Origin of the sequence: Achromobacter sp. Root565, from assembly GCF_001427425.1 — a bacterium.
Lineage (GTDB): Bacteria > Pseudomonadota > Gammaproteobacteria > Burkholderiales > Burkholderiaceae_B > Achromobacter > Achromobacter spanius_D.
In genome coordinates, this window is the sequence record NZ_LMGO01000001.1 from 1,201,188 (window position 1) to 1,226,461 (window position 25,274).

The following is a 25,274-nucleotide window of genomic DNA, read 5'->3' on the forward strand; positions in this document are numbered from 1 at the left end:
CCGGACATTTTCGGAACGCCATGTCGCTGATCCTGATCCTCGCTCTGCCGTTCGCCGGCAGCCTGTGCGCCGCGCTGCTGCCTTCCAACGCCCGCAACGCCGAGGCGTGGTTGGCTGGCCTCATCGCCCTCGCGTGCGTGGTTCTGATCGCGACGCTGTATCCGGACGTCGCCAACGGCGGCGTCATACGGGCCGACATGCCTTGGGCGCCTGCCCTGGGTCTGCAATTCACCCTGCGCATGGACGGGTATGCGTGGCTCTTTGCGCTGATCGTCTCCGGCATGGGCGCGCTGGTGGTGCTGTACGCGCGCTATTACATGTCTCCGGAAGATCCGGTCCCGCGCTTCTTTTCCTTTTTCCAGGCCTTCATGGGCGCCATGCTTGGCGTGGTGCTTTCGGGCAACCTGATCCAGCTCGTGCTGTTCTGGGAAATGACCAGCCTGGCGTCGTTCATGCTGATCGCCTACTGGCACCACCGCCTGGACGCCCGCCGGGGCGCGCGCATGGCGCTGACGGTTACCGGGGCGGGCGGTCTCTGTCTGTTGGCCGGGGTGCTGATCCTGGGTCATATTGTCGGCAGCTACGACATGGACCGCGTCCTGGCGTCTGGCGACCTGGTCCGCGCCGACCCCTGGTATCCGGCCGTGCTAGTGCTGGTGGCGCTGGGCGCGCTGACCAAGAGCGCACAATTCCCGTTCCATTTCTGGCTGCCCAACGCCATGGCCGCGCCCACGCCGGTCTCCGCCTATCTGCACTCGGCCACGATGGTCAAGGCGGGCGTCTTCCTGCTGGCGCGCTTCTGGCCCGTGCTGTCGGGCACCGACGAGTGGTTCTGGATCATCGGCGGGCTGGGCCTCATCACCCTGGTGCTGGGCGCCTACGCGGCGATCTTCCAGCAGGACATGAAGGGCGTGCTGGCGTATTCAACAATTAGCCATCTGGGTCTCATCACGCTGCTGCTGGGATTGAACAGCACGTTGGCCCTGGTGGCCGCCATCTTCCACATGATCAACCACGCCACGTTCAAGGCGTCGCTCTTCATGGCCGCAGGGGTGGTCGATCACGAAACAGGCACGCGCGATCTGGGCCGGCTGTCGGGTCTGTACAAGGCGATGCCCATCACGGCAACGCTGGCGATGGTGGCTGCCGCCTCCATGGCGGGCGTGCCGCTCCTGAACGGCTTCCTGTCCAAGGAAATGTTCTTCGCCGAAACCACCTTCGTCAGTGCCGACCGCTACGTCCAGATCGGCCTGCCGCTGCTCGCCACCATAGCCGGCGCGTTCAGTGTCGCGTATTCGCTGCGCTTCATTCTGCAGGTGTTCTTTGGCCCGCCGGCCACCGACCTGCCGCGCGAACCCCACGAGCCGCCGCGCTGGATGCTGCTGCCCAGCGCGCTGCTGGTCCTGATGTGCCTCCTGGTGGGCATCGTCCCCGGCCTGACCGTGGGCCCGTTCCTGGCTACGGCTGCGCAAAGCATCCTGGGCGAAAACATGCCCGACTACAGCCTGGCCGTCTGGCATGGCTTCAACCTGCCGCTGGCCATGAGTCTCGTGGCCACGACTGCGGGCGTCCTGCTGTACCTGGCGCTGCGCGCCCATCAGCGCGCCAATCCGGGCCGGGTGCCGTTCATTTACCGCCTTGACGGCCGCCGCACCTTCGAGGCGCTCCTGGATGGCTCCAGCGTCGCCGCCGCCTGGTTGCTGCGCTGGGTCTCGTCCACGCGCCTGCAGGTGCAGATGGTGCTGATCCTGGTCGGCACGCTGTTCGTCGCGTGGCTGCCGCTGCGCGCGGGCGGCTGGCTGGACGGCGCGGTGCGCCTGACGCCGGTCGATCCCGTCTTCGCCTTGCTGTGGATCGTGGGCGGCACCTGCGCGCTGGGCGCCGCGTTCCAGGCCAAGTACCACCGCCTGGCCTCGCTGGCGCTGGCGGGCGGGGCAGGGCTGATCACCTGCCTGACGTTCGTCTGGTTCTCCGCGCCTGATCTGGCCCTGACGCAACTGTCCGTAGAGGTCGTGACGCTGGTGCTGCTGCTGCTGGGCCTGCGCTGGCTGCCGCGCCGCATCGTGCGGGACGACGAGGAAAGCCTGAAGGCCACGCTGCAGGCGCGGGGCCGCCGCCTGCGCGATCTGCTGCTGGCCGTTGCCGCCGGCACGGGCATGTCGGCGCTGGCCTATTCGGTGCTGGCGCGGCCGCAAACCAATCCCATTTCGTCCTATTTCGTGGATCGCGCGCTGCCCGACGGCGGCGGCACCAACGTCGTCAACGTGATCCTCGTGGACTTCCGCGGCTTCGATACGTTCGGCGAAATCACCGTGCTGGGCATCGTGGCGCTGACCGTCTACGCGCTGCTGCGCCGCTTCCGTCCGGCCGCCGAGAGCGCGGACATTCCGCGCCAGCAGATGGATCAGGACGGCGGCATCCCGGACGCGCCCGACATCAAGTCTGTGGTGCCCGGAGGCTCGATGATGGTGCCCGCGGTGCTGGTTCGCCTGCTGCTGCCGATCGCCGCGCTGATCTCCGTCTACTTCCTCTTGCGCGGTCATAACCAGCCGGGTGGCGGTTTTGTGGGCGGCCTCATCTTCGCCACGTCCGTCATCCTGCAATACATGGTCGGCGGGGTGTACTGGGTCGAGTCCCGCAGCCGGCTGAATCCGCAGAACTGGATCGGCATCGGGCTGCTGTGCGCCGGCATCGCCGCCGTGAGCGCATGGCTGGCGTACAAGCCGTTCCTGGCCGCGCTGGCGTGGGATGTCGCGCTGCCGCTGATCGGCCATGTCCACGTGTCCAGCGTGCTGCTCTTTGACCTGGGCGTCTACATGCTGGTCGTGGGATCCACCGTGCTGGTGCTGGTGGCGCTTGCCCACCAATCGCTGCGCGCGCAACGCAAGGCCGCCGCCGAGCTCCAGGCGGCCGCCGTTCAAACAGGAGAAGCCTGATGGAATTGATATACGCTGCCGCGATTGGCGTGCTGGCGGGCTCGGGCGTGTGGCTGCTGCTGCGGCCCCGGACGTTCCAGTTCATCATGGGCCTGTCGCTGGTCTCCTATGCGGTGAACCTCTTCATCTTCGGCATGGGCCGGCTCACGTCCGGCAAGCCGCCGGTGGTGGATCCGGCCATGGCGCATGATCCTTCCTGGTATGCGGATCCGCTGCCGCAGGCGCTGGTGCTGACCGCCATCGTCATCGGCTTTGCCACCACCGCGCTGTTCCTGGTTGTGCTGCTCGCCTCGCGGGGCCTCACGGGTACCGACCACGTTGATGGACGGGAGTCCCAATCTTGAGTTTCTGGCTTCAACATCTTCCTGTCCTGCCCATCATCATTCCGCTGGTCGCGGGCGCGGCGATGCTGCTGCTCGCCGATACCAGCCGCTATGCGCGTGGGGGGATCGCACTTGTATCGACGCTTGCGCAGCTTGCGGCCGCGATTGCCCTGCTGGTCGTGGCCGGCGGGGGCGTGCCCGGCGTCTGGGAAAACGGGGTAGGGGCCTACCTGGTTGGCGACTGGCCGGCGCCGTTCGGCATCGTGCTGGTGGTCGACCGCCTGGCCGCCGTCATGCTGACGCTGACGGCGGTACTGGGGCTGGCTACGCTGGTTTACGCGCTGGCCCGGTGGGACCGCGCCGGCGTGCATTTCCATACGCTGTTCCAGTTCCTGCTGATGGGCCTGAACGGCGCCTTCCTGACTGGCGACCTGTTCAACCTGTTCGTGTTCTTCGAAGTGCTGCTGGCGGCGTCCTACGGCCTGCTGCTGCACGGCTCTGGCGTGGCGCGCGTCAGCGCGGGCCTGCAGTACATCGCCGTGAACCTGGTGGCTTCGTTCCTGTTGCTGATCAGCATCGCGCTGATCTACGGCGTGACGGGCACGCTCAACATGGCGGACCTGGCCCTGCGCGCAGGCAATCTGGCGGGCGCCGAGCGCATGCTGTTCGAGGCCGGCGCCGCCATCCTGGGCGTGGCCTTCCTGGTCAAGGCAGGCGCCTGGCCGCTCAACTTCTGGCTGGTCAAGGGATATGGTTCGGCCGGCGCGCCGGTCGCGGCCATGTTCTCCATCATGACCAAGGTCGGCATCTACGCGCTGCTTCGAATCGGTTCGCTGCTGCTGCCCACCGGCGCACCCGCCGCCTTCAGCCTGGACTGGATGTTTGCCGCCGGGCTGGCCACGCTGCTGTTCGGCGCGCTGGGCCTCTTGGCCACCCAGCAGCTGGAAAAAATGGTCGGCTACTGCGTCATCGTGTCCGCCGGCACGCTGCTGACCGCGCTGGGCATGCCGGGCGTCACGCTCACGGGTCCCGCGCTCTTCTACCTGATCAGCTCCGTGCTGACCACGGGCGCGTTCTTCCTGCTGGCCGAGCTCATCGAAAGGACGCGCAGCTTCGGCGCGAACGTGCTGGCCGTTACGCTCGACGCCTTTGACCTGGATGATCCGACTTCGGTCAACCGCTCCGACGACGTGGTCGGCGTGGCGATTCCCGCGGCGATGGCGTTCCTGGGCCTGGCGTTCATTTCCTGCGCCTTGCTGGTGACCGGCTTGCCGCCGCTGTCCGGCTTTGTCGCCAAGTTCTCGCTGTTGTCGGCGGCGGTATCGGCCGCCACCGAATCGGCCCCGCCGATGGACGCCTGGCTGCTTGTGGCCGCCGTGCTGGTGTCGGGCCTGGCCGGCCTGATCGGCCTGGGCCGCACCGGCATCCGTATTTTCTGGGCCAGCGACGACCGCAGCACGCCGCGCTTGCGCGTGATCGAGGCAGGCCCGGTTGCCGTGCTGGTGCTGCTGTGCGTGTGCCTGGCCGCTGGCGCGGGTCCCGTGTCGGCCTACCTGGACGACGCCGCCCGCTCGCTCGACCAGCCCGCGTCCTACATCGACGCCGTCATGTCCGCGCAGACCGTGCGCGGCGTCAAGGGAGGAAGCTGATGCGCCGCCTTTACTTCCTGATTCTGCCCACGCTGCTGTTTGCACTGTGGCTGCTGCTCAATGAAAGCGTGTCGCCCGGGCAGATCGCCCTGGGCATCGCGCTGGCGCTGTGGTTCACATGGGCCGCCTCGCGCCTGCGACCGCTGCATGCGCGGCCGCGCCACCTGTGGAAGGTGATCCCGCTTTTCCTGCACGTGACGTGGGACATCATCAAGTCCAACATCGCGGTGGCGCGGCTGATCCTCAATCCGCGCCGCAATGAATTTGCGCCGGGATTCATCCTGATCCCGCTCACCATGCGCGACCCGCATGGCCTGGCGATGCTGGCCTGCATCGTCACCTATACGCCCGGCACGGTCTGGGTGGACCTGACCGAAGACCACGCACTGAAGCTGCACGTGCTTGATCTGCAAAACGAAGACGAGTGGATCGAACTGGTGCAGCAGCGCTACGAGCGCCCGTTGATGGAGATGTTCGAATGAATTCCGTACTGTATTGGGCGGCGTCCTTTGCCTTGCTCTGCTTTGCGCTGGGCATGGTGTTCGCCACCATCCGCCTCGTGCGCGGCCCTACCGCCCAGGACCGCGTCCTGGCCCTGGACACGCTGTACATCAACGGCATGCTGACGATGCTGGTGTTCGGCATCCGGTCCGGCACGTCGGTGTACTTCGACATTGCGTTGCTGATCGCGCTGTTCGGATTCGTGGGCTCCACCGCGATGGCGCGCTTCCTGTTGCGCGGCGAGGTCATCGAGCCATGATGGACGTCGATATCCCGCTCTGGGCCGGCATTCCCGCCACCATCCTGCTGGTGCTGGGCGGACTGCTGGCCGTGACCGGCTCCGCCGGCCTGCTGCGTTTCCGCACCTTCCAGTCGCGCATTCACGCGCCGACGCTGGGCAACACGATGGGCTGCGCTTGCGTGCTGGCGTCTTCCATCCTGGTGTTCTCGGCGCTGTCCGCACGTCCGGTGTTTCACGAAGTCATCATCACGCTGCTGCTGATTGTGTCGTCGCCCGTCACGGCCATGCTGCTGATGCGCGCGGCGACGTACCGAAACCGGCTTACCAAGGCTGAAGCGGACAGGGACGCGCGTTGATTTCAAACGGTCCCTGTTTTTTCGGCGTTGAAACGTAACCTTACGAATTCACGTCGCTGGTTATGTCCCCCATCGCGTCGGCGTGGGATAGTGAGGTCAGTGGACGGCGCGGTGGATACCGCGCCGTCCGGGTTCAATCTCTTCAAAAGGAGCTGACCATGAATACTGTTCCCATGCCTTCGAAGCGCCTCGCGGCCATTCTGTGCACCGCCGGCCTGATGCTTGCCGCCGGGGTGGCGCAAGCGCAATCGGCCGGCACCTCGGCGCAGTCCAGCTATCAGCAGGACGTCGCCGCCTGCAAAAGCGGCACGACCGGGCAGCCGCTAGAGACCTGCCTGCGTGAAGCCGGCGCGGCGCGCCAGGAGCGCAGCCGCCAGAATCTGCGAGAAGACAGCCCTGAACAACTGCAGCAGAACACGGTGGCGCGTTGCAACCGCCTGCCGGAAACCCAGCGTCAGAATTGCATCACGCAGATGACCGCGCCCGGCAACGTGCGCGGCAGTGTGCAGGGCGGCGGCGTGCTGCGCGAAACCGTGATTCAGGTGCCCGCCGGCACCGCGCCGGGAATGGCTCCCGCCCCGGGCATGGCCCCCGCTCCGGGAATGGCCCCCGCGCCAGGCATGGCTCCTGCCCCGGGCACCGGAACGATGTCCGCGCCGATCCGCCAGTAATCCGCGGCGTGAAGCAGGGCGCTTGAAGCCTGGCGCTCGATGCCGGGCGCGCGCAGTCGAGCCCATGAAGCAGGTGTTGAAGCAGCTCGCGGCCTGACGCGCCGCGCTGCTTCCGAGGCGCAGCCGCTGCCGCATTCAGGCAAAATGGCGGCTGTCGCCTTTTCTCACGCATATTCATGTCCGACGTCATCGCCCTGATTTTCGATTTCGACGACACGCTGGCCTCGGACAGCACGTCCGGTTTCCTGGACAGCATCGGCGTGGACACGGCCGCCTTCTGGAAAGAAGAGGTCGACCCCCTGCTGTTCCAGCAGGACTGGGATCCCGTCCCCGCCTACCTCTACAAGATGATCGAACTGTCCCGGCAGGGACGGCACGGGCTCATTACGCAGCAGCGCCTGAAAGACTGGGGCGCGCGCCTTGACCTGCACGACGGCGTTTCCACGCTGTTCCAGCGTCTGCGCGCCGCGGTGCGGGCCGAGCACCCGCAAGTGCAGCTCGAGTTCTATCTCATCTCCAGCGGCATTGGCGACGTGGTGCGCTCGACGCCCATCGCGCATGAGTTCACCGAAATCTGGGCATCTGAATTCGTCTATGGCGACGATGGCGGCATCGCATTCCCGCGACGCGTCGTCAGCTTTACCGACAAGACCCGCTATCTGTTCCACATCCAGAAGGGCATCATCGGCCGCGAATTCCGCAACAAGCCGTTCGAGGTCAACCGTAAGGTTCCCGAAGACCGGTTGCGCATCCCGTTCGATCAGATGGTCTTCGTGGGCGACGGCTACACCGACATTCCGTGCTTTTCGCTGATCCGCCGCGCCGGGGGCTTTGCCTTCGGGGTCTGGGATCCCAAGCACCGCGACAAGCGCAGCCGCGCCTGGGGCTTCATCGAGGAAGGGCGCGTGTCCAACCTTAATCAGGCCCGCTATGACGAAGAGGCCGAGCTGTATCAATGGCTCGAAGAAGCCGTCACCAGCCTGGCCGGCCGCATCGCGCTGAAATCGCGGGTGTACCGTGGCTGAATTGGCCCCGCTGGCGGCGGTCCCGCCCTGGACCGAGCAGGACGCGCGTTTCATGACCCTGGCCCTGGAACAGGCCCAGTTCGCCTACGACATCGGCGAGGTGCCGGTGGGCGCGCTGGTCGTATCCGCCCAGGGCGACATCCTGGGGCGAGGCTACAACCGCACCATCATCGACCACGATCCCACGGCGCACGCCGAGATCGTCGCCTTGCGCGGCGCCGCGCGCCAGCTTGAAAACTACCGGCTGCCCGGCATCACCGTCTACGTTACGCTGGAACCCTGCGTCATGTGCATCGGCGCCATGCTGCACGCGCGCCTTGCCCGTGTCGTGTTCGGCGCCTATGACCCCAAGACCGGGGCCTGCGGCAGTGTGCTGGACGTCGGGTCGGTGCCCAAGCTCAATCATCACACTTCAGTCACCGGCGGCGTGATGGCGGAACCCTGCGGCAATCTGCTGCGCCGGTTCTTCCGCGAACGCCGCGCCAAGGAAACCATCGCATGAGTACCCCCAAAGCCGCCAAGCCTGCCGCCAAGGCGCGCCGCGCCAAGGCCGACGCCATCCCGGCGCACGATCATCCGCACGATCACGGCCCGGACTGCGGCGACGCATGCGGCCACGACCATGCCCACGATCACGATCACGCGCATCATCACGGTCCCCAGCCGGACGCTCGCGGCATCTACCTGATTTCCCCGTCGTCCGCCGTGCGCGACCCCGCCACCGTGACGCTGGCGCGCGAACGGCTGGAGCAGCAGGGGTTCAAGACCGCGCTGGACCGCACGGCGCTGGCTGAACATCAACGGTTTGCCGGCACGGACGCGCAACGTCTGGCCAGCCTGACGCGCGCCACGAAGCAGAAGCTGCCGATCGTCATGGTGACGCGCGGCGGCTACGGACTGGGCCGGTTGCTGCATGCCATCGACTGGAAGGCCATGGCCGACAGCGGCAAGCGGTTTGTCGGCATGAGCGATTTCACGGCGTTCAATCTGGGCCTGCTGGCGCAGACCGGCGCGGTCAGCTACACCGGCGCCACGGCGGTCCAGGATTTCGGCGGCAAGAAGGTCGATGACTTGACCGACGCGCTGTTCGGCGAAGTGATGCGCGGCGAACTGGAGATTCTCAGCTTTGAAACGCAGGACGCCGACCCGGTCGACGCGCGCGGCATCCTGTGGGGCGGCAACCTTGCGATGCTGACCTCGCTGCTGGGCACGCCGTACATGCCGAAGATCCGCGGCGGCATCCTGTTCCTGGAAGACGTGGCCGAGCATCCGTACCGCGTCGAGCGCATGCTGATCCAGCTCTGGCAGGCCGGCATCCTGGCGCGCCAGAAGGCCATCGTGCTGGGCCGTTTCACCGACTACAAGCTGGCGCCGCACGACAAGGGCTACGATCTGCACGAAGTCGTGGCCTGGCTGCGCAAGACGGTCAAGGTGCCGGTCATCACCGGCCTGCCGTACGGCCATGTCGCCACCAAAGCCACCTTGCCGATCGGTCAGAAGGTCGGCATCGCCACCGAAAAGGGCCTCGCGCACCTGGTGCTGGACGAGCATCACCACTGAGGCGGGGCGGGCGGTCCGGCGCTCCCGCAGCCCGTTTGCTACACTAGCAGGTTTTCCCGCATGCGCTTTCGGGCGCCTTCAAACGTACATACACCGTGATATCCACCGCCAATCTCACCATCCAGTTCGGTCCCAAGCCCCTTTTCGAGAACGTCAGCGTCAAGTTCGGGGAAGGCAACCGGTACGGGCTGATCGGGGCCAATGGGTCCGGCAAGTCTACGTTCATGAAGATCATCGGCGGCGACCTGGAACCCTCCGGCGGCAACGTCGCGCTCGAACCCGGCGTGCGCCTGGGCAAGCTGCGCCAGGACCAGTTTGCATTTGAAGACGTGCGCGTACTGGACGTCGTGATGATGGGCCACACCGAAATGTGGGGCGCCATGTCCGAACGCGACGCGATCTACGCGAACCCGGAGGCGACCGAAGACGACTACATGCGCGCGGCCGATCTGGAAGCCAAGTTCGCGGAATACGACGGCTATACCGCCGAAGCCCGCGCGGGCGAGCTGCTGCTGGGCCTGGAAATCGCGGTGGACCAGCACAACCTGCCCATGCGTGAAGTCGCGCCGGGCTGGAAGCTGCGCGTGCTGCTGGCCCAGGCCCTGTTCTCGAACCCCGACGTGCTGCTGCTCGACGAACCCACCAACAACCTGGATATCAATACGATCCGTTGGCTGGAAAACGTGCTCAACGGCTACCAGAGCACGATGATCATCATCAGCCACGATCGTCACTTCCTGAACCAGGTGTGCACGCACATGGCCGACGTTGACTACGGTGAAATCCGCGTCTACGCCGGCAATTACGACGACTACATGCTGGCTTCCACGCAGGCCCGCGAGCGCCTGGTGGCCAACAACGCCAAGGCCAAGGAACGCGTCGCCGAACTGCAGGACTTCGTGCGCCGCTTCGCGGCCAACAAGTCCAAGTCGCGCCAGGCCACCTCGCGCCTGAAGCAGATCGACCGCATCAAGGCCGACCAGGTCGTGGTCAAGCCCTCGTCGCGCCAGAACCCGTACATCCGGTTCGAGCAGAACAAGGTCATGCATCGCCTGGCCGTCACCGTCGAAAACCTGACCAAGGCCTACGACGCGCCCGTCATCACCAAGTTCTCGGCCATGGTCGACGCCGGCGAAAAGATCGCCATCATCGGCGCCAACGGGGTGGGTAAGACCACGCTGCTGCGCCTCTTGGCCCAGGACCTGCAACCGGATTCGGGCACGGTGAAGTGGTCGGACAATGCCGACCTCGGCTACATGGCGCAGGATGTGTCCGACCAGTTTCAGCAAACCGACATCAACCTGCTGGACTGGATGGGCGACCACCGCCAGCCGGGCGACGACGACCAGTCGATCCGTTCGGTGCTGGGCCGCCTGCTGTTCTCGGCCGATGATCTGCCCAAGGCCCCGAAGGTGCTGTCCGGCGGCGAAAAGAACCGCATGACGTTCGGCCGCCTGATGCTGGGCCGGCACAACGTGATGCTGCTCGACGAGCCGACCAACCACTTGGATATGGAATCGATCGAATCGCTGCAGTTCGCGCTGGAAAAGTACGAAGGCACGCTCGTGTTCGTGTCGCATGACCGCGAATTCGTGTCCGGTCTGGCCACGCGCGTGATCGAAATCCTGCCCTCGGGCGAGATCGTCGACTACCGCGGCGGTTACGAAGACTACCTGTCCTCGCGCGGCATCGAGGCCTGATCCCGCACGGCGGGTCATGAAGCGGCGCACGGGTTCGTGCGCCGCTTTCTCATCTGCGCCACGGCCGCGCTCCATGCCGTTCGCCTGGCCGCCATGGACAAGCATTCAGCCGGACGCAATCTGCGCTGCGCTATCATCGGGCCCGACCCTGGCGGCTGTCCGGCCAGGCTTCTTTTTGTCCCCACATGTCCCCCTCCAAGCATGACGCGCCCGATGGCGCGCAGATCGGCACGTTTACCCTGACGGCCCGCATCGTAGCCATCGCCTTCTTCACCTTCATCTGCTACCTGGCGATCGGCCTGCCGCTGGCCGTGCTGCCGGGTTACGTGCACAACAACCTGGGTTACGGATCCGTGCTGGCGGGCCTGGCGATCAGCGTGCAGTACGTGGCGACCTTGCTCAGCCGCTCGCACGCCGGGCGCATGGCCGATACGGTCGGCCCGAAGCAGACCGTCGTCATCGGTATGGCGGCTTGCGCGATCAGCGGCATCTTCCTGCTGCTTGCCTATGCCTTTGAACGCACCGCTTGGCTCAGCCTGGCGGCAATCATTCTCAGCCGCCTGGCGTTGGGATTCGGCGAGAGCTGGGTCGGCACCGGCTCGGCCACCTGGGCCATCGCGCGGGTAGGGCCGCTGCACACGGCTCGCGTCATTTCGTGGAACGGCATCGCCACCTATGGCGCGCTGGCGTTGGGCGCGCCGCTGGGCGTGCAGCTCGAAAAACACTGGAGCATGGGCGCGCTGGGCGGCGCGGTGCTGCTGTTGGGGTTGGGCGGATTGGGCCTGGCCATGATCCGTCCGGCCGTCGCCATCGTGGGCGGGCACCGGATGGCCTTCAAGAGTGTGGTGCTGCGCGTGTTTCCGCACGGGGTGGCGCTGGGTCTGGGTTCGGTGGGCTTCGGCACGTTGGCCGCCTTTGTCGCGCTGTATTACGCCAGCGTCTCATGGGACGGCGCGGCAAGCGCGCTCAGCGCTTTCGGCGGCGCCTTCATCGGCGTTCGCCTGCTGTTCGCCGGCACCATCACCCGGTTTGGCGGATTCCGGGTCGCGCAGGTGTCGTTCGTGGTCGAGGCGGCCGGCCTGTTGCTGTTGTGGCTGGCGCCCAACCCTGGCATGGCGCTGCTGGGCGCCGCGCTTACCGGCTGCGGCTTCGCGCTGGTGTTTCCGGCCATCGGCGTCGAAGCCGTCGCGCGCGTGCCGGCCGGCAGCCGCGGCGCCGCGCTGGGCGCCTATTCGGCCTTTCTGGACCTGGCGCTAGGCGTGACCGGTCCGATCGCGGGCTACATATCCAGCGGCTTCGGCTACCCCGCGATCTTCCTGGCGGCGTCGCTGTCCGTCACGCTGGGCTTCGTCATTGCCTTTGGATTGCAGCGGGCGGCCAGTCGGCAGCCGACGGCGGTCTGAGCTTTATTACGAAAAGAAGTAAAGACATTCAATATTGATTGTTTGGATTCATATAACGAATTGTTAGATTTGAGGCTCGTTTTCACGCGCGCTGACGATTCGTTCCATGAACCTGACTTTCGACCACGTCCACAAGCACTTTGGCGACCTGCCCGTCGTCGATGGCTTCACCAGTGAATTCAAGACCGGCGAGCTGGTCGCGCTGGTCGGCCCCTCCGGCTGCGGCAAGTCGACCTTGCTGCATCTGGCAGCAGGGCTCGAAATGCCCACGCAGGGCAATGTGCTTGCCGACGGCAACAAGGTCACGGGCCCCCATCCCAGCCGCACGCTGGTGTTCCAGGAACACGCCCTGTACCCCTGGCTGACGCTGGAAGACAACGTGGCGCTCGCCCTGGAATTCCAGAACACGCCCAAGAAGCCCGCCCGCGAAGCCGCACGCGGCTGGCTGGCGCGCGTCAGCCTGGAAGGCTTCGAACACTACTATCCCCATCAGGTCTCCGGCGGCATGCGCCAGCGCGCCGCGCTGGCCCGCGCATTCATTGCGCAGCCCCAGACCATGCTGATGGACGAACCCTTCGGCGCACTGGACGCACTGACCCGGCTCAGCCTGCAGGACGTGCTGCGCCAGCTCATCGCGCAAGAAAAGCCCACCGTGCTGCTGGTGACCCACGACGTCGACGAGGCGCTGTTCCTGGCCGATCGCATCGTCGTGTTCAGCCCGCGTCCGGCGCGGGTGCTGCGCGAATTCAACCTGGCCCACCGCACCAAGACGCACGACCTGTCCGACCTGGCCACCGAGAAGCGCGAAATCCTGCGTCTCCTGGGCATTGGTGTCGGCGGTTCGGACGCGCACGCGGACATCGCGCTGGCTGCCTGACCTTCTTTCCCAATACCCCACGGCCGCGCTCGGGCGCGGCCGCTTATCGAATTTCCTGGAGCTCCTCTGATGAAACTGAAGCAATGGTTGTCCCTGCCGCTGGCCGCGGCGCTGCTGGCGGCTGCCCCCGCGATGGCTGCCGAGAAGTTCCGCGTAGGCTATCTGCGCGTGATGGACGACGCGCAGGCAATCGTCGCGCAAGAGGGCGGGTACTACAAGAAGGCCGGCCTGGATTCCGAACTGATCGAATTCAAGTCGGGCACCGACCTCATCAAGGCAATCGTCGGCGGCCAGCTCGACATCGGCGTGCTCGGTTTCACCAACGCGGTCGCCTGGGCCTCCAAGGGCGCGGACCTGAAGGTGGTGGGCGGCGCGCAGCAGGGCTATCACTCGCTGATCGTGCGTGACGATTCCGGCATCAAGGACATCGCCGGTCTGAAGGGCAAGACGCTGGCCTCGCAAGCTGAAGGCAGCACCGCCGACGTGGTCCTGAAGGGCGTCGTGCTCAAGCAGGGCAATCTTTCCGCCGACGACGTCAACGTCATGGGCGTGAGCCCGGCCGTGGCCGTGCAGTCGCTGGTGGGCAAGCGCGTGGACGCGGCCTTCCTGTTCGAACCCTACGACCGCATCGCGCAACTGGTCGCGCCGGTCAAGCAGATCTACGAAGTGGGCCAGGCCTGGCCGTTCCCGTGCATGGTCGTCATCACCTCGGGCGAAACGCTGGCCAAGCGCAAGGACGATGTCTGGAAGGCGCTGGACGCGCAAAACCAGGCCATCACGCTGCTGCAGAAGGAACCTGAACAGGCCTCCAAGCTGATCGCGTCCTACTTCATCGCCGAACCGACGCTCAAGACGCTGGCCCGTGGCGAACTGCCCCGCGAAACCGTCATCACCGAGGCCATCAGCACGCAGGTGTTCACGCCCAAGCTGACGGAAAAGGACACGGCCCGCATGCAGGAAATCGCTGACATCCTGCAAGCCCAGGGTTCGCTCAAGACGCGCGACGGCAAACCGTACGACGTCTCCAGCATCGTCGACCTGTCCTGGCAAGAGGCTCGCAAGCTTTGAGCGCATCTACCCGAGTGACCGGCGCCCGCAAGCACCTTGCGGGCGTTTTGGGCGTCCTGTTCATCCTGGCGCTGTGGCAAACGGCGGCGTTCGCGCTGCCCGACTTCCTGATGCCGGGCGTGCCTGCCGTCGTCGAGCGGCTGTTCGAAGACCTGGGCAAGCAATCGTTCCACCAGAGCCTCATGGGCACGCTGGGACGGCTGGGCGCGGGGTATGGGCTGGCGCTGGCCGCCGGCGTGGGCTTCGGCCTCGTGGCCGCCGTGCTGTTCTTCTTTCGCGAAGTCCTGCGCAGCGCCATCGTCATCCTGCAGTCGATTCCGTCCATCGCGTGGGTACCGCTGTTTCTCATCGTGATGGGCTTTGGCAACACGCCCATCATCGTGGTCGTGGCGCTGTCGGCGTTCTTTCCGGCCGCGCTCAGCGTGATGAACGCCACCGAATCCGTGCAACGCGTCCACGTGTCGGCGGCGCGCGTCATGGGTGCGACGCGCTGGGGGCTGATCAAGCGGGTGTACCTGCCGGCGGTGATGCCCGAGCTCATCACCGGCGCGCAGTTGGCGTTCGGCAACGCCTGGCGGGCGCTGATCTCGGCCGAAATGCTGATCGGCTTCGGCAAGGGTCTGGGCCGGTCGCTGGCATATTCGGGCGAAATCGCGGATATGACCGGGGTCATGACCAACATCCTCGTGATTGCCGTGCTGGCCGCGCTGATCGACCAGTTCGTGCTTGAAAACCTCAAGCATCGCTTGCTGCGCTACCAATACGTCTGACCTCCTCATCATGATGTCCCGCATGCGTCCATTCGTCCTTGCCGCGGGCCTGCTGCTCGCGGGCTTTGCGCTGGCGCAGCCGGAGACCTTTTCGGCCGCGCGGGCGCGCGGTGAACTTGTCGTGGGCGTGCCGTATCTGGCGCCGCCGCCGGTCGCCGGCGCCAAGATCCGGACGCCCGAAGGCCTGGATGCCGCCATCACGGAAAAGCTGGGCGCCAGCCTGAAGCTGCCCGTGCGGCTGGTTCAGTTGCCAGCCGCTGACGCCGCTCGAGCGCTCAAGTCGGGCGAGGTGGATCTGGTGCTTGCGGACCGCGCCGACGGACAGCCGCACACCGTTGCAGTGCAAGCCACTGGCTACGCCGCACGGCCCAAGGCCGTGATCCGCACCGACACGCGGATGCGCAAACCCGCCGACGTGCAGGGCCGCAGCGTGTGCATGGCCGAGGCGGCCACGCAGGCGCAAGCCCTGGCGCAAAGTTGGGGCGCTGCCGTCAAGACCTACCGCGTACCGTCGGATGCGCTGGTTGCCGTGCGCGAAGGGGAGTGCGACATCGGTCTGGTCGACGACGCCGTCTGGGAGCCGCTGATGCGCTTTCCGGAATGGAAGAAGTTTTCGTCGACGCTGACCGCCGATGGCGCTCGCCAGGAACGGGTATGGCTGCTGCCCGCGCAGGACGATGCCTCGCGCGCCTGGCTCGGCCAGGAAATGCGCGCCTGGGACCGCGCCGGCGCCTGGAAGGCCATGACCACGAAATGGGCACGCGACGTTGCCTTCGACGTCTATCTGGATCAGGAAGTCCCTGACTGCCACGGCTAGCGCGGCAACGGCGTCTGCCGATCCGCGCACTTACAATGCCGGGCATGACGCACACGCTGACCGCTCCCTGCACCTTCCAGGAAGACATCAAGAAAAGCCGCTTCGCCGCGTATGCCGCGCCGGTCGCCACGATCGACGACGCCATGCGCTTCTTTGCCGAGCACAGCGATCCCGAAGCCACGCACAACTGCTGGGCCTACCGCATCGGACAGGAATACCGATTCAATGACGATGGCGAGCCCGGCGGCACCGCGGGCCGGCCAATCCTGCAGGCCATCGAAGGCCAGGACATGGATCGCGTGGCGGTGCTGGTGGTGCGCTGGTACGGCGGGATCAAGCTCGGTGCGGGCGGACTGGTGCGGGCCTACGGCGGCTGCGCGGCCAACTGCCTGCGGTTGGGAGACCGCACGGAAATCGTCGACCTGGCGACGGTGCGCTGCGCCTGCGGCTTCGGCGAGATGGCGCTGCTGAAATCACGGCTGGCGCAGGCAGGCGCCGCCATTCAGCAGGAAGACTACAACGCGGACGGCGTCACGCTAACGTTCACGGTGCCGCGCGCGGGCCTGCCTGAATTGGAAGTCACCGCGGCTAACATCACGCGCGGCCGATCCGCATGGGAAGTCGTTTCGTAGCCGGACCGCGCCCTCGCCGACAGACATGACCCGCTGCGGCGGGAAGCCGTTGTCCCGGTGCAAAAGGAAGGGGCCCGATCCGGGCCCCTTGCTGTTTACGCGTCCTGGCTGTCTTGCGCCGCGGCGATTTCCTGGTGGACCTTTTCCATGTCCACTTCCTTGATCTTGGCGAGCAGTTCATTGAGCTGACCGCCGGACAAGGCGCCCGGTTGCGAGAACAGCAGGACCTTTTCGCGGAAGACCATCAGCGTCGGAATCGAGCGGATGCCCAGCGCGCCAGCCAGTTCCTGCTCAACGTCGGTATTTACCTTGGCGAACGTGACGTCAGGATGCTCGGTGGCGGCCTGTTCGAATACGGGCGCGAACCCGCGGCAAGGGCCGCACCACGGCGCCCAGAAGTCGACGATGAGGGTGCCGTCCGGCGTGATGGCTTCCTGGAAGCTGTCTTTGGTGAGTTCAACAATACTCATGAGAAATCCTTGCCGCGTGGGCGGCGAAAAGCGGTGGCGGAGACGCCGGGGGCCTGCCCCGGTGCTGATTCGGCGACGCGTAGTGCCAAGCCCTGAAAGCCAATAGTAGAGCCGGTCCAGGCCGCGTCGCAATGGTTGGCGCCGTCAACGGCGCAGATTGCGGCTCTCAGGCCGCCGATTTCGTGGAGACGCCAGACCCGTTTTTCAGCGAAGCGACGATCTCGAACGAGCGCAGGCGGTCTGCGATGTCATAGAAGTCAGACACGATCATGACCTCGTCGGCTTGCGTTTCCGCGACCAGGGCCTCGAGCTCGCGTTTGACGGTGTCCGGGCCGCCCACGATCGACGCGCCCAATCGTTGATTGACCGCCTCGCGCTCCCATTCGTTCCACACGCCGTCCATGCTGTCGACCGGCGGCTGCAATTGCAGGCGATGGCCACGCACGAGCGAGAGGAACTTCAGTTGCTGCGTGGTCGACAAAAAGCGCGCGGCCTCGTCGGTTTCCGCGGCAATGACCGGCACGCCGATCATCGAGTAGGGGCGGTCCAGCGTCTTGGACGGTTTGAACAAGTGACGGTACAGGCGCATCGCGGCCATGCCTTCCGGCGAGAAGTGCCCGGCAAACGAGAAGGGCAGGCCAAGTTCAGCCGCCATGCGCGCGCTGAAGTCGCTGGAACCCAGCAGCCAGATCGGCACATCCAGCCCTTCGCCGGGGATGGCGCGCACGGGCTGGCCGGGGCGCGAGGGCGCAAGAAAGGCGCGCAGTTCCTCGACCAGGGCCGGAAACTCAAGACCGCTGCGCGGATTGCGGCGCAGCGCCTGTTGCGTGGCGCCGTCGCTGCCGGGCGCGCGGCCCAGGCCCAGGTCGATGCGGCCGGGGTACAGGGTTTCGAGCGTCCCGAACTGTTCAGCGATGATCAGCGGCGCGTGGTTGGGCAGCATGACGCCGCCTGAGCCGACGCGCAGCGTGCGGGTGTGGCCGGCCACGTGGCCAATCAGCACGGCCGTGGCGCTGCTGGCGATGCCATTGATGTTGTGGTGCTCGGCCAGCCAGAAGCGGTTGTAGCCAAGCTGCTCCACGTGCTGCGCCAGTGCGACCGTATTGCGGAACGCGTCCGCGGCATCGCGCCCCTGCACAATCGGGGCCAGGTCCAGCACGGAAAAGGGGATGTTCGCCAGGACGCTCATGCGTGCGCCTCCGCTGCGAAGGGACAGGCCGGCAGCGCGGAAATGAAAGGGGAAGGGCGCAAAATGTACTCCATATGCTGATCTACATGGGGAGTGTATCGGCGAATTCAACCGAGCCCGCCAGCAACCATGCCCTCGGCCGGGTTGATTGATTTTTCCGATCCCTACAATAGCGGCAGGACGCGCGGCATCGCATCGCCGCGCTTTTGCCATCCGCCACACAGGAGACGCGCATGGGCGCCAGCGGCAACAACAACCGCATCGACAACATCGAATTCAACGTCGCGGACATCGCGCGCAGCAAGCGCTTCTACGGCGAGGTCTTCGGGTGGACGTTCACGGATTACGGGCCTACCTACACCGAATTCACCGACGGCCGCCTGAAGGGCGGCTTCACGGCGGGGGAAGCCGTGCGTCCGGGCGGCCCCCTGGTGATCCTGTACGGCGACGACCTGGCCGCCACCCAGCAACGCATCACGGCCGCGGGAGGTCGCATCAGCCGCGACACGTTCACCTTTCCCGGCGGCAGCCGCTTCCATTTCACGGACCCGGACGACTACGAACTGGCGGTGTGGACGGCGGGTTGAGGTGTCAGACATCCGGACTTCAAGGTGTCTGACACCTTGCCAACCAACCCCGCTTATTCCGGAAAGAACGCGTAGCGGATCACGAACAGCACGGCCACGAGCCACGTTGCCGGGTGCACGTCCCGCATCTTGCCCGTGGCGGTCTTGAGCACCACATAGCTGATGAAGCCGAACGCAATGCCGTTGGCGATCGAGTACGTGAACGGCATGACCAGCGCGGTCAGCGCGGCCGGCGTGGCTTCGCAGACGTCATTCCAGTCGATGTCGATGAGCTCGCGCATCATCAGTCCGGCGACGTAGAGCAGGGCGGGTGCGGTGGCGTAGGCCGGCACGGCGCCCGCCAGCGGCGAGATGAACAGTGCGGCCAGGAACAGCAGGCCCACGATCAGCGCCGTCATGCCGGTGCGCCCGCCGGCCTGCACGCCGGATGCGCTCTCGACGTAGGCGGTGGTGCTGCTGGTGCCCAGCATCGAGCCGGCCACGATGGCGGTGCTGTCCGCAAAGAGCGCGCGGCCCAGGCGATTGGGGCGGTCTTCGGGCACCAGGCCGGCGCGCTTGGCCACGCCCACCAGCGTGCCGGTGGCATCGAACACCTCGACCAGCACGAACACCAGAATCACGTGCACAAAGCCGGAATGCAGCGCGCCCATGATGTCCAGCTTGAAGAGCGTGGGCGACAGGCTGGGCGGCGCCGAAAAGATGCCCTTGAACTCGTTGTAGCCCATCACCATCGACAGCACCGTGACGACGATAATGCCGATCAGGATGGCACCGCGCACGCGCAGCGCATCCAGCGACGCGATCACGAAAAAGCCCAGGATGGCAAAGAGCGGACCGTGGGTGGTGAGATTGCCCAGCGTGACCTTGGTGGCCGGATGGGCGACCACGATGCCGGCGCTGGATAGCGCGATAATGGCCAGAAACAGCCCGATGCCGGCCGCAATGGCGCTGCGCAGCGAATGCGGGATGCCCTTGACCAGCCAGACCCGGATGCCGGATATCGTCAGGAACAGAAAGATGATGCCCGAGATGAACACCGCGCCCAGCGCCTGCTCCCAGGTGTAGCCCATGGTCTTGACCACGGTGAAGGCAAAGAAGGCGTTCAGGCCCATGCCGGGCGCCATGCCGATCGGCCAGTTGGCGATAAACGCCATTACCAGCGAGCCCAGCGCGGCGGCCAGGCAGGTCGCAACGAAGACCGCGTCTCGGTCCATGCCCGTCGAGGACAGGATGTCAGGATTGACGAAGATGATGTACGACATCGTCAGGAATGTCGTCAGGCCGGCCACGACTTCCGTTCTTGCGGTCGTGCCGTGCTCACGCAGCTTGAATAGCTTCTCCAGCATTCGAGTCCCCAGGGTTTTTGCAGGATTTTCAGGTTGTGGCGGGCAGGGCGGAAAGCCCCGTCCCATTCAAGAACCTGCGTATTTTCGCATCAGTTGTAAACTCTGCCGCCATGATCATTCTCGGCTTTGAAAGCTCCTGCGACGAAACCGGCGTCGCAGCCGTCTGTACGGAACGCGGCCTGCTCGCGCACGCGCTGCACACCCAGATCGCCATGCACCAGGAATATGGGGGCGTGGTGCCGGAACTTGCCTCGCGCGACCACATCCGCCGCGTGGTGCCGCTGACCCGCCAGGTGCTGCAAGATGCGGGCCTGCAGATGTCCGACATCGGCGCCGTCGCCTATACGGCGGGGCCGGGTCTCGCTGGCGCCTTGCTGGTCGGCGCCAGTGTTGCGCAGTCGTTCGCCTGGTCGCGCGGCTTGCCGGCCATCGGCATTCATCACCTCGAAGGCCATCTGCTGTCGCCGATGCTGGCCGATCCCCGGCCCGAGTTTCCCTTCATTGCCTTGCTGGTGTCCGGCGGACACACGCAACTCATGCGCGTGGACGGCGTAGGTCGCTACGAGCTGCTGGGTGAAACGCTGGATGACGCCGCGGGCGAGGCCTTCGACAAGTCCGCCAAGCTCATGGGGCTGGGTTATCCGGGCGGACCCGCGCTGTCCCGCCTGGCCGGCAGCGGTGACGCCTCGCGCTTCGACCTGCCGCGCCCCATGCTGCACAGCGGCGACCTGGACTTCAGTTTCAGTGGCCTGAAAACGGCCGTGCTGACCCGCGTCAAGGCGGCCGAGCAGAATGGCGCCCTGGACGAACAGACCCGCGCAGACCTGGCCGCAGCCACGCAGGCGGCCATTGTCGAGGTGCTTGCGGCCAAGTCGATCCGCGCCTTGAAGCAGACCGGGCTGCGCCGGCTGGTCGTCGCAGGCGGGGTGGGGGCCAACCAGCTCCTGCGCGCCAAGCTCGAAGCCGCGCTCAAGCCGCTCAAGGCGCGCGCGTACTTCCCGCCGCTGGAGCTGTGTACCGACAACGGCGCCATGATCGCGTTCGCGGCGGCCGAGCGGGTGAAGGCCGGGTTGGCAACGCTGGACGCCAGCGCCCACAGCTTCACGGTCAAGCCGCGCTGGGATCTGGCCGATATCGCCTGAAATGAAAACGGGCGGCCAGGCCGCCCGTTCAATCCCCCATCGCGTGGGGATTACTTCTTCTTGCTGCCGATACGGCTTTCGGTGCCCTGGATCAACCGGGCGATGTTGGCGCGGTGGCGGTAGAAAAGCAGGATGCCGATGATCGCCAGCGCCACGCCCAGGGCCGGCTGCGCCTGCCACGCCAGCCCTGATCCGAACACGTAGTACACCGGGGCGAAGAACGCGGCCACCAGCGACGCCAGCGACGAATAGCGGAAGAAAATGGCGATGATCAGCCAGGTTGCCGCGGTGGCGACGGCCAGCCAGGGCTGGATGGCCACCAGCACGCCCAGCGCGGTCGCCACGCCCTTGCCGCCCTTGAATCCCAGAAACACGGGGTACAGGTGGCCGATGAAGGCGGCCAGCGCCACGCAGGCCAGGGCGACGGGGCCAATGCCGGGCGCCAGCGTCTCGGCCAGCCAGATCGCGAACCATCCTTTGGCGGCGTCCCCCAAAAGCGTCAGCGCGGCGGCGGTCTTGTTGCCGGTGCGCAGCACATTGGTGGCGCCCGGGTTCTTGGAACCGTAGCTGCGGGGGTCCTGCAGACCCATCAGCTTGCTGACCACCACGGCGAACGGCACGGAGCCGATCAGGTAGGCCAGCACGACAAGCGCGACGGAAAACGCCAGGGAGGGTTCGGTTATCGCCATGGGAAGGGAATCCGTTGTTGTAGTAATGGCTGCGGATTCTACCCCGGGTACAATCCGCAACGTCACCCGCGTTTTATTTTCTTTCGGATGCACAATGCGAATTCTGGTTTCGAACGATGATGGCTACTCGGCCCCTGGCCTTGAAGCGCTGGTAGCGGCGCTGGAGGGGCTGGGCGATTTGACCGTCGTTGCGCCCGAGACCAACCATAGCGGCGCCTCCAACTCGCTCACGCTGAACCGGCCGCTGTCGGTGCGCACCGCCTCCAACGGCTTCATCGCCGTCAACGGCACGCCGTCCGATTGCGTGCACGTCGCGCTGACCGGCCTCATGGATACGCGACCCGACCTGGTCGTGTCCGGCATCAACAACGGCGCCAACATGGGCGACGACACCCTCTATTCGGGCACCGTCGCGGCCGCCAGCGAAGGGTATCTGTTCGGCATCCCCGCCATTGCGTTCTCGCTGGCGGAAAAGGGCTGGGAGCACATCGACTCGGCCGCGCGCGCCGCCCGCCAGGTGGTCGAGCGCCATCTGGCCCAGCCGCTCGCGGCGCCGGTGCTGCTCAACGTCAACATCCCGAGCCGCCGTTTCGAAGACATGCACGGATTTGCGGTCACGCGGCTGGGCAAGCGGCATCCGTCGCAACCCGTCGTGCGCACCACCACGCCCTATGGCGACACGGTCTACTGGATCGGACCGGTCGGCCTGGCCGCCGACGCCACGCCCGGCACGGACTTCCACGCCGTCGAGCAGGGCATCGTGTCCGTCACGCCGTTGCGCCTGGACCTGACCCAGCACAGCCAGCTTGACGAGATCCGCACCTGGGCAGAGCCGCTATGCGCAAACGGATAAGCCAGCCGGACATCACACCCGGCGCCGGCCGCAGCAGCCCGGCCCGCCACGACGCCGGCCGCCTGAGCCCAGGCTATACACCGGCCAACAGCAACACGCGCATCTCGGCCGCCACGTTGCAGCGGCAGGCGCAGGCGCCGGTGCCGCAAGCGGGCAGCAACCTTGGCCTGAACTCCGAACGGCTGCGCCAGGCCATGGTCCAGCGCCTGCGCACGCAAGGCATCACCGACGAACGCGTGCTGAATGCCATGGCCGCCGTGCCGCGCCACCTGTTCGTGGACGAGGCCCTTGCCAGCCGCGCGTATGAAGACGCCGCGTTGCCCATCGGCCATTCGCAAACCATTTCCCAGCCATGGGTTGTCGCGCGTATGATCGCGGCTGCTTGCGAAGACCGCGCACCCACCCGTGTGCTCGAGGTCGGCGCCGGTTGCGGTTACCAGGCCGCGGTGCTCGCGCAGTTCGTGCGCGACGTCCACACCATCGAACGCATACGCGGGCTGTATGAGCTGGCGCGCGAGCATTTACGCGCCTTGCGGCTCACCACAAGGATCCGGCTCATCTATGGAGACGGCACCTTGGGGCTGCCCGGCGTGGCGCCGTTCGATGCTATCGTTGTGGCTGCCGCAGGTCTGGCCATCCCGCAAGCGCTGCTGACGCAGCTTGCTCCGGGAGGCCGTCTCATCGCTCCCGAAGGGGGCTCGAACCAGCGCCTGGTTCTGATCGAACGCACGGGCGCGGCAAGCTGGAAAAGAACCGAACTAGAGGCCGTGCGCTTTGTGCCGCTACGGTCCGGAATACAATCTTGAGCGACAGGAGAAACGTATGCTCAACGGGCAGTTGCAACTGACCGATATGAATTTGGGCGCGTCCATGACGCGCCTTCGCCGCCCGCTCTTCGCAGTGGGGGTTCTCAGCCTCGCCATCCTGGCCGGCTGCGCATCCAAAGGTACTCGTGCCCCGGTGGTCGACATGACCGGCGGGCAACCCGCGCCGACGGCCACGTCCGGCAGCTATGTGGTCAAGCCGGGCGACACGCTCTACAAGATCGCGCGCGCCAACAACGTCGACATCGAAAACATCAAGCGCTGGAACAACATCAGCGACCCCAACCAGATCTCGGTGGGGCAGGTGCTGCGCATGTCCGGCAGCGCCACCGGCGGCGGCGCACAGACCGCGCCGATTGCCAGCAACCGGCCGCAGCCGCGGCCCCTCGACCAGCCCGAAACCCCCGCGGCCACCACGCCCGCACCTGATGCCACGCCCACGCCGCCTCCGGCGCCGGTCGACACGAAGCCGGCCACGCGTGCGGCCGACGCCGGTGTCATCAACTGGGCCTGGCCGGCCAACGGCCAGATCGTGCAGGCCTTCAATGCCAGCAGCAAGGGCATCGACATCGCCGGCGCGCTGGGCGACCCGATCACCGCCGCGGCGGATGGCCTGGTCAAGTACAGCGGCAATGGCGTGCGCGGCCTGGGCAACCTCATCATCGTCGAGCACCAGAACGGCTTCATCACGGCCTACGCGCACAACCGTGCGCTGCTCGTGAAGACCGGCCAGACGGTCAAGCGCGGCGCCAAGATCGCCGAACTCGGCCAGAGCGACACCACGTCGCCCCGCCTGCACTTTGAGATCCGCCGCCAGGGCACGCCGGTGGACCCGATGCAATACCTGCCGCCCAAATGACGCCCACCCTGGTATTCGACCTCGAGACCATCCCCGATGCCGACGGGCTGCGCAAGCTCAACGGCTGGGGCGCCGACGTGCCTGACCACGAAGTGGTCGAGCGCGCGCTGACCGCGCGGCGCGAGGCCGTGGGCCACGACTTCCTGCCGCTGCATCTGCACAAGGTGGCGGTGGTGGGCTGCGTGTTCCGCGACGACCAGGGCTTTCGCGTCAAGACGCTGGGCCAGCCAGACGATCCCGAAGCGGCCTTGCTCGCGGGCTTCTTCAAGACCATCGAGCGCTACACGCCCAAGCTCGTCAGCTGGAACGGCTCGGGCTTTGACCTGCCCGTGCTGCATTACCGCAGCCTGATCCAGGGCGTGCCGGCGCCGCGCTATTGGGACATGGGCGAAGAAGACCGTGACTTCAAGTTCAACAACTACATTTCGCGCTATCACACGCGTCACGTCGATCTGATGGACGTGCTGGCCAAGTACAACGGCCGCGCCAACGCGCCGCTCGACGAACTGGCCAAGCTTTGCGGCTTTCCCGGCAAGCTCGGGATGGACGGCAGCAAGGTCTGGGAGGCCTGGAGCACCGGCCGCGCCGACGAGGTGCGGGCGTACTGCGAAACCGACGTTGTCAATACGTGGCTGGTGTATTGCCGCTTCCGCTTCCTGCGTGGTGAACTCGACCGCACCGCCTACGAGGCCGAAATCGCGCTGGTGCGCGACACGCTCTCGGCCAGCGATGCGCTGCACTGGAAGGAATACATGGCGGCCTGGGACGCGGGCTGATCCGCGCGGG

Annotated in this window: 27 protein-coding genes; 23 read left to right on the plus strand and 4 right to left on the minus strand. The window is 66.2% G+C overall.

Going from position 1 to position 25,274, the window contains the following annotated elements; translation table 11 throughout:
- The first annotated feature begins 20 nt into the window (after positions 1–20).
- The 17 genes from ASD71_RS05405 (at position 21) to ASD71_RS05485 (ending at position 16,529) form a co-directional block, all read left to right on the plus strand.
- Entirely contained in the window at positions 21–2,936 is a 2,916-nt protein-coding gene (locus ASD71_RS05405; RefSeq protein ID WP_056560771.1) for a monovalent cation/H+ antiporter subunit A, read from the plus strand.
- The gene (locus ASD71_RS05410; protein ID WP_056317316.1) at positions 2,936–3,280 is read left to right on the plus strand and encodes a Na+/H+ antiporter subunit C; all 345 of its coding nucleotides are present in this window, start codon (positions 2,936–2,938) and stop codon (positions 3,278–3,280) included. The genes ASD71_RS05405 and ASD71_RS05410 overlap by 1 nt, the downstream gene beginning before the upstream one ends.
- Positions 3,277–4,908, plus strand: a complete 1,632-nt coding sequence (locus tag ASD71_RS05415; protein ID WP_056560774.1) for a monovalent cation/H+ antiporter subunit D — start codon at positions 3,277–3,279, stop codon at positions 4,906–4,908. The genes ASD71_RS05410 and ASD71_RS05415 overlap by 4 nt, the downstream gene beginning before the upstream one ends.
- On the plus strand, positions 4,908–5,390 hold the full coding sequence (locus tag ASD71_RS05420) for a Na+/H+ antiporter subunit E (RefSeq protein WP_056560777.1): 483 nt from the start codon (positions 4,908–4,910) through the stop codon (positions 5,388–5,390). The genes ASD71_RS05415 and ASD71_RS05420 overlap by 1 nt, the downstream gene beginning before the upstream one ends.
- On the plus strand, positions 5,387–5,668 hold the full coding sequence (locus ASD71_RS05425; protein WP_056560780.1) for a K+/H+ antiporter subunit F: 282 nt from the start codon (positions 5,387–5,389) through the stop codon (positions 5,666–5,668). The genes ASD71_RS05420 and ASD71_RS05425 overlap by 4 nt, the downstream gene beginning before the upstream one ends.
- On the plus strand, positions 5,665–6,006 hold the full coding sequence (mnhG, locus tag ASD71_RS05430) for a monovalent cation/H(+) antiporter subunit G (protein WP_056560783.1): 342 nt from the start codon (positions 5,665–5,667) through the stop codon (positions 6,004–6,006). Before ASD71_RS05425 ends, mnhG begins: the two co-directional genes overlap by 4 nt.
- Positions 6,007–6,164: 158 nt before the next feature.
- A complete protein-coding gene (locus tag ASD71_RS05435; protein WP_235512027.1) occupies positions 6,165–6,677 on the plus strand; it encodes a hypothetical protein in 513 nt (170 codons plus the stop codon).
- A gap of 176 nt (positions 6,678–6,853) precedes the next feature.
- Entirely contained in the window at positions 6,854–7,702 is an 849-nt protein-coding gene (locus ASD71_RS05440; protein ID WP_056560789.1) for an HAD family hydrolase, read from the plus strand.
- A gap of 10 nt (positions 7,703–7,712) precedes the next feature.
- Positions 7,713–8,204 (plus strand): tRNA adenosine(34) deaminase TadA, encoded by a 492-nt coding sequence (tadA, locus tag ASD71_RS05445; protein WP_082578943.1) that lies wholly within the window; start codon positions 7,713–7,715, stop codon positions 8,202–8,204.
- Complete coding sequence (locus ASD71_RS05450; protein ID WP_056560792.1) at positions 8,201–9,262, plus strand: LD-carboxypeptidase; 1,062 nt, start codon at positions 8,201–8,203, stop codon at positions 9,260–9,262. Before tadA ends, ASD71_RS05450 begins: the two co-directional genes overlap by 4 nt.
- Positions 9,263–9,357: 95 nt before the next feature.
- Entirely contained in the window at positions 9,358–10,962 is a 1,605-nt protein-coding gene (locus tag ASD71_RS05455) for an ABC-F family ATPase (protein WP_056560795.1), read from the plus strand.
- A gap of 185 nt (positions 10,963–11,147) precedes the next feature.
- Entirely contained in the window at positions 11,148–12,365 is a 1,218-nt protein-coding gene (locus ASD71_RS05460; protein WP_056560798.1) for an MFS transporter, read from the plus strand.
- Positions 12,366–12,471: 106 nt separating this feature from the next.
- Positions 12,472–13,242: an ABC transporter ATP-binding protein gene (locus ASD71_RS05465; protein ID WP_056560801.1), complete on the plus strand. Its 771-nt coding sequence runs from the start codon at positions 12,472–12,474 to the stop codon at positions 13,240–13,242.
- Positions 13,243–13,311: 69 nt separating this feature from the next.
- Positions 13,312–14,310: an ABC transporter substrate-binding protein gene (locus tag ASD71_RS05470; protein WP_056560804.1), complete on the plus strand. Its 999-nt coding sequence runs from the start codon at positions 13,312–13,314 to the stop codon at positions 14,308–14,310.
- Positions 14,307–15,080 carry an ABC transporter permease gene (locus ASD71_RS05475; RefSeq protein WP_056560807.1) on the plus strand — a complete coding sequence of 258 codons (774 nt, stop codon included), beginning with the start codon at positions 14,307–14,309 and terminating at the stop codon, positions 15,078–15,080. Before ASD71_RS05470 ends, ASD71_RS05475 begins: the two co-directional genes overlap by 4 nt.
- Positions 15,081–15,090: 10 nt before the next feature.
- Complete coding sequence (locus ASD71_RS05480) at positions 15,091–15,897, plus strand: ABC transporter substrate-binding protein (protein WP_056560810.1); 807 nt, start codon at positions 15,091–15,093, stop codon at positions 15,895–15,897.
- A gap of 44 nt (positions 15,898–15,941) precedes the next feature.
- Positions 15,942–16,529: a YigZ family protein gene (locus ASD71_RS05485; RefSeq protein ID WP_056566444.1), complete on the plus strand. Its 588-nt coding sequence runs from the start codon at positions 15,942–15,944 to the stop codon at positions 16,527–16,529.
- 95 nt (positions 16,530–16,624) lie between these two features.
- Here the strand turns inward: ASD71_RS05485 and ASD71_RS05490 are convergent, their stop codons facing one another.
- Together ASD71_RS05490 and ASD71_RS05495 are read right to left on the minus strand one after the other, a co-directional pair.
- Positions 16,625–16,999, minus strand: coding sequence for a co-chaperone YbbN (locus ASD71_RS05490; RefSeq protein ID WP_006388150.1), 375 nt, complete (start codon positions 16,997–16,999; stop codon positions 16,625–16,627).
- A 166-nt stretch (positions 17,000–17,165) separates the two neighbouring features.
- Positions 17,166–18,188, minus strand: coding sequence for an LLM class flavin-dependent oxidoreductase (locus ASD71_RS05495; RefSeq protein ID WP_056560813.1), 1,023 nt, complete (start codon positions 18,186–18,188; stop codon positions 17,166–17,168).
- Between the two features lie 233 nt (positions 18,189–18,421).
- On the opposite strand from ASD71_RS05495, the gene ASD71_RS05500 reads away from it, so the two are divergent.
- Positions 18,422–18,775, plus strand: coding sequence for a VOC family protein (locus ASD71_RS05500; protein ID WP_056560816.1), 354 nt, complete (start codon positions 18,422–18,424; stop codon positions 18,773–18,775).
- A 53-nt stretch (positions 18,776–18,828) separates the two neighbouring features.
- On the opposite strand, the gene ASD71_RS05505 is transcribed toward ASD71_RS05500, so the two are convergent.
- The gene (locus tag ASD71_RS05505) at positions 18,829–20,121 is read right to left on the minus strand and encodes an NCS2 family permease (protein ID WP_056560820.1); all 1,293 of its coding nucleotides are present in this window, start codon (positions 20,119–20,121) and stop codon (positions 18,829–18,831) included.
- 110 nt (positions 20,122–20,231) lie between these two features.
- Between ASD71_RS05505 and tsaD the strand changes: the two genes are divergently transcribed.
- Positions 20,232–21,263 carry a tRNA (adenosine(37)-N6)-threonylcarbamoyltransferase complex transferase subunit TsaD gene (tsaD, locus tag ASD71_RS05510; protein ID WP_056560823.1) on the plus strand — a complete coding sequence of 344 codons (1,032 nt, stop codon included), beginning with the start codon at positions 20,232–20,234 and terminating at the stop codon, positions 21,261–21,263.
- A gap of 50 nt (positions 21,264–21,313) precedes the next feature.
- Here the strand turns inward: tsaD and plsY are convergent, their stop codons facing one another.
- The gene (gene plsY / locus ASD71_RS05515; protein ID WP_056560826.1) at positions 21,314–21,952 is read right to left on the minus strand and encodes a glycerol-3-phosphate 1-O-acyltransferase PlsY; all 639 of its coding nucleotides are present in this window, start codon (positions 21,950–21,952) and stop codon (positions 21,314–21,316) included.
- Between the two features lie 94 nt (positions 21,953–22,046).
- Between plsY and surE the strand changes: the two genes are divergently transcribed.
- From surE to ASD71_RS05535, 4 genes are read left to right on the plus strand one after another with little or no spacing between them, the layout of a single operon-like run.
- Positions 22,047–22,805, plus strand: coding sequence for a 5'/3'-nucleotidase SurE (surE, locus tag ASD71_RS05520; protein WP_056560829.1), 759 nt, complete (start codon positions 22,047–22,049; stop codon positions 22,803–22,805).
- Positions 22,790–23,611, plus strand: coding sequence for a protein-L-isoaspartate(D-aspartate) O-methyltransferase (locus ASD71_RS05525; protein ID WP_056560832.1), 822 nt, complete (start codon positions 22,790–22,792; stop codon positions 23,609–23,611). Before surE ends, ASD71_RS05525 begins: the two co-directional genes overlap by 16 nt.
- 16 nt (positions 23,612–23,627) lie before the next feature.
- Entirely contained in the window at positions 23,628–24,488 is an 861-nt protein-coding gene (locus tag ASD71_RS05530; protein WP_056560836.1) for a peptidoglycan DD-metalloendopeptidase family protein, read from the plus strand.
- Entirely contained in the window at positions 24,485–25,264 is a 780-nt protein-coding gene (locus ASD71_RS05535; RefSeq protein ID WP_056560839.1) for a 3'-5' exonuclease, read from the plus strand. Before ASD71_RS05530 ends, ASD71_RS05535 begins: the two co-directional genes overlap by 4 nt.
- The last annotated feature ends 10 nt before the right edge of the window (positions 25,265–25,274 follow it).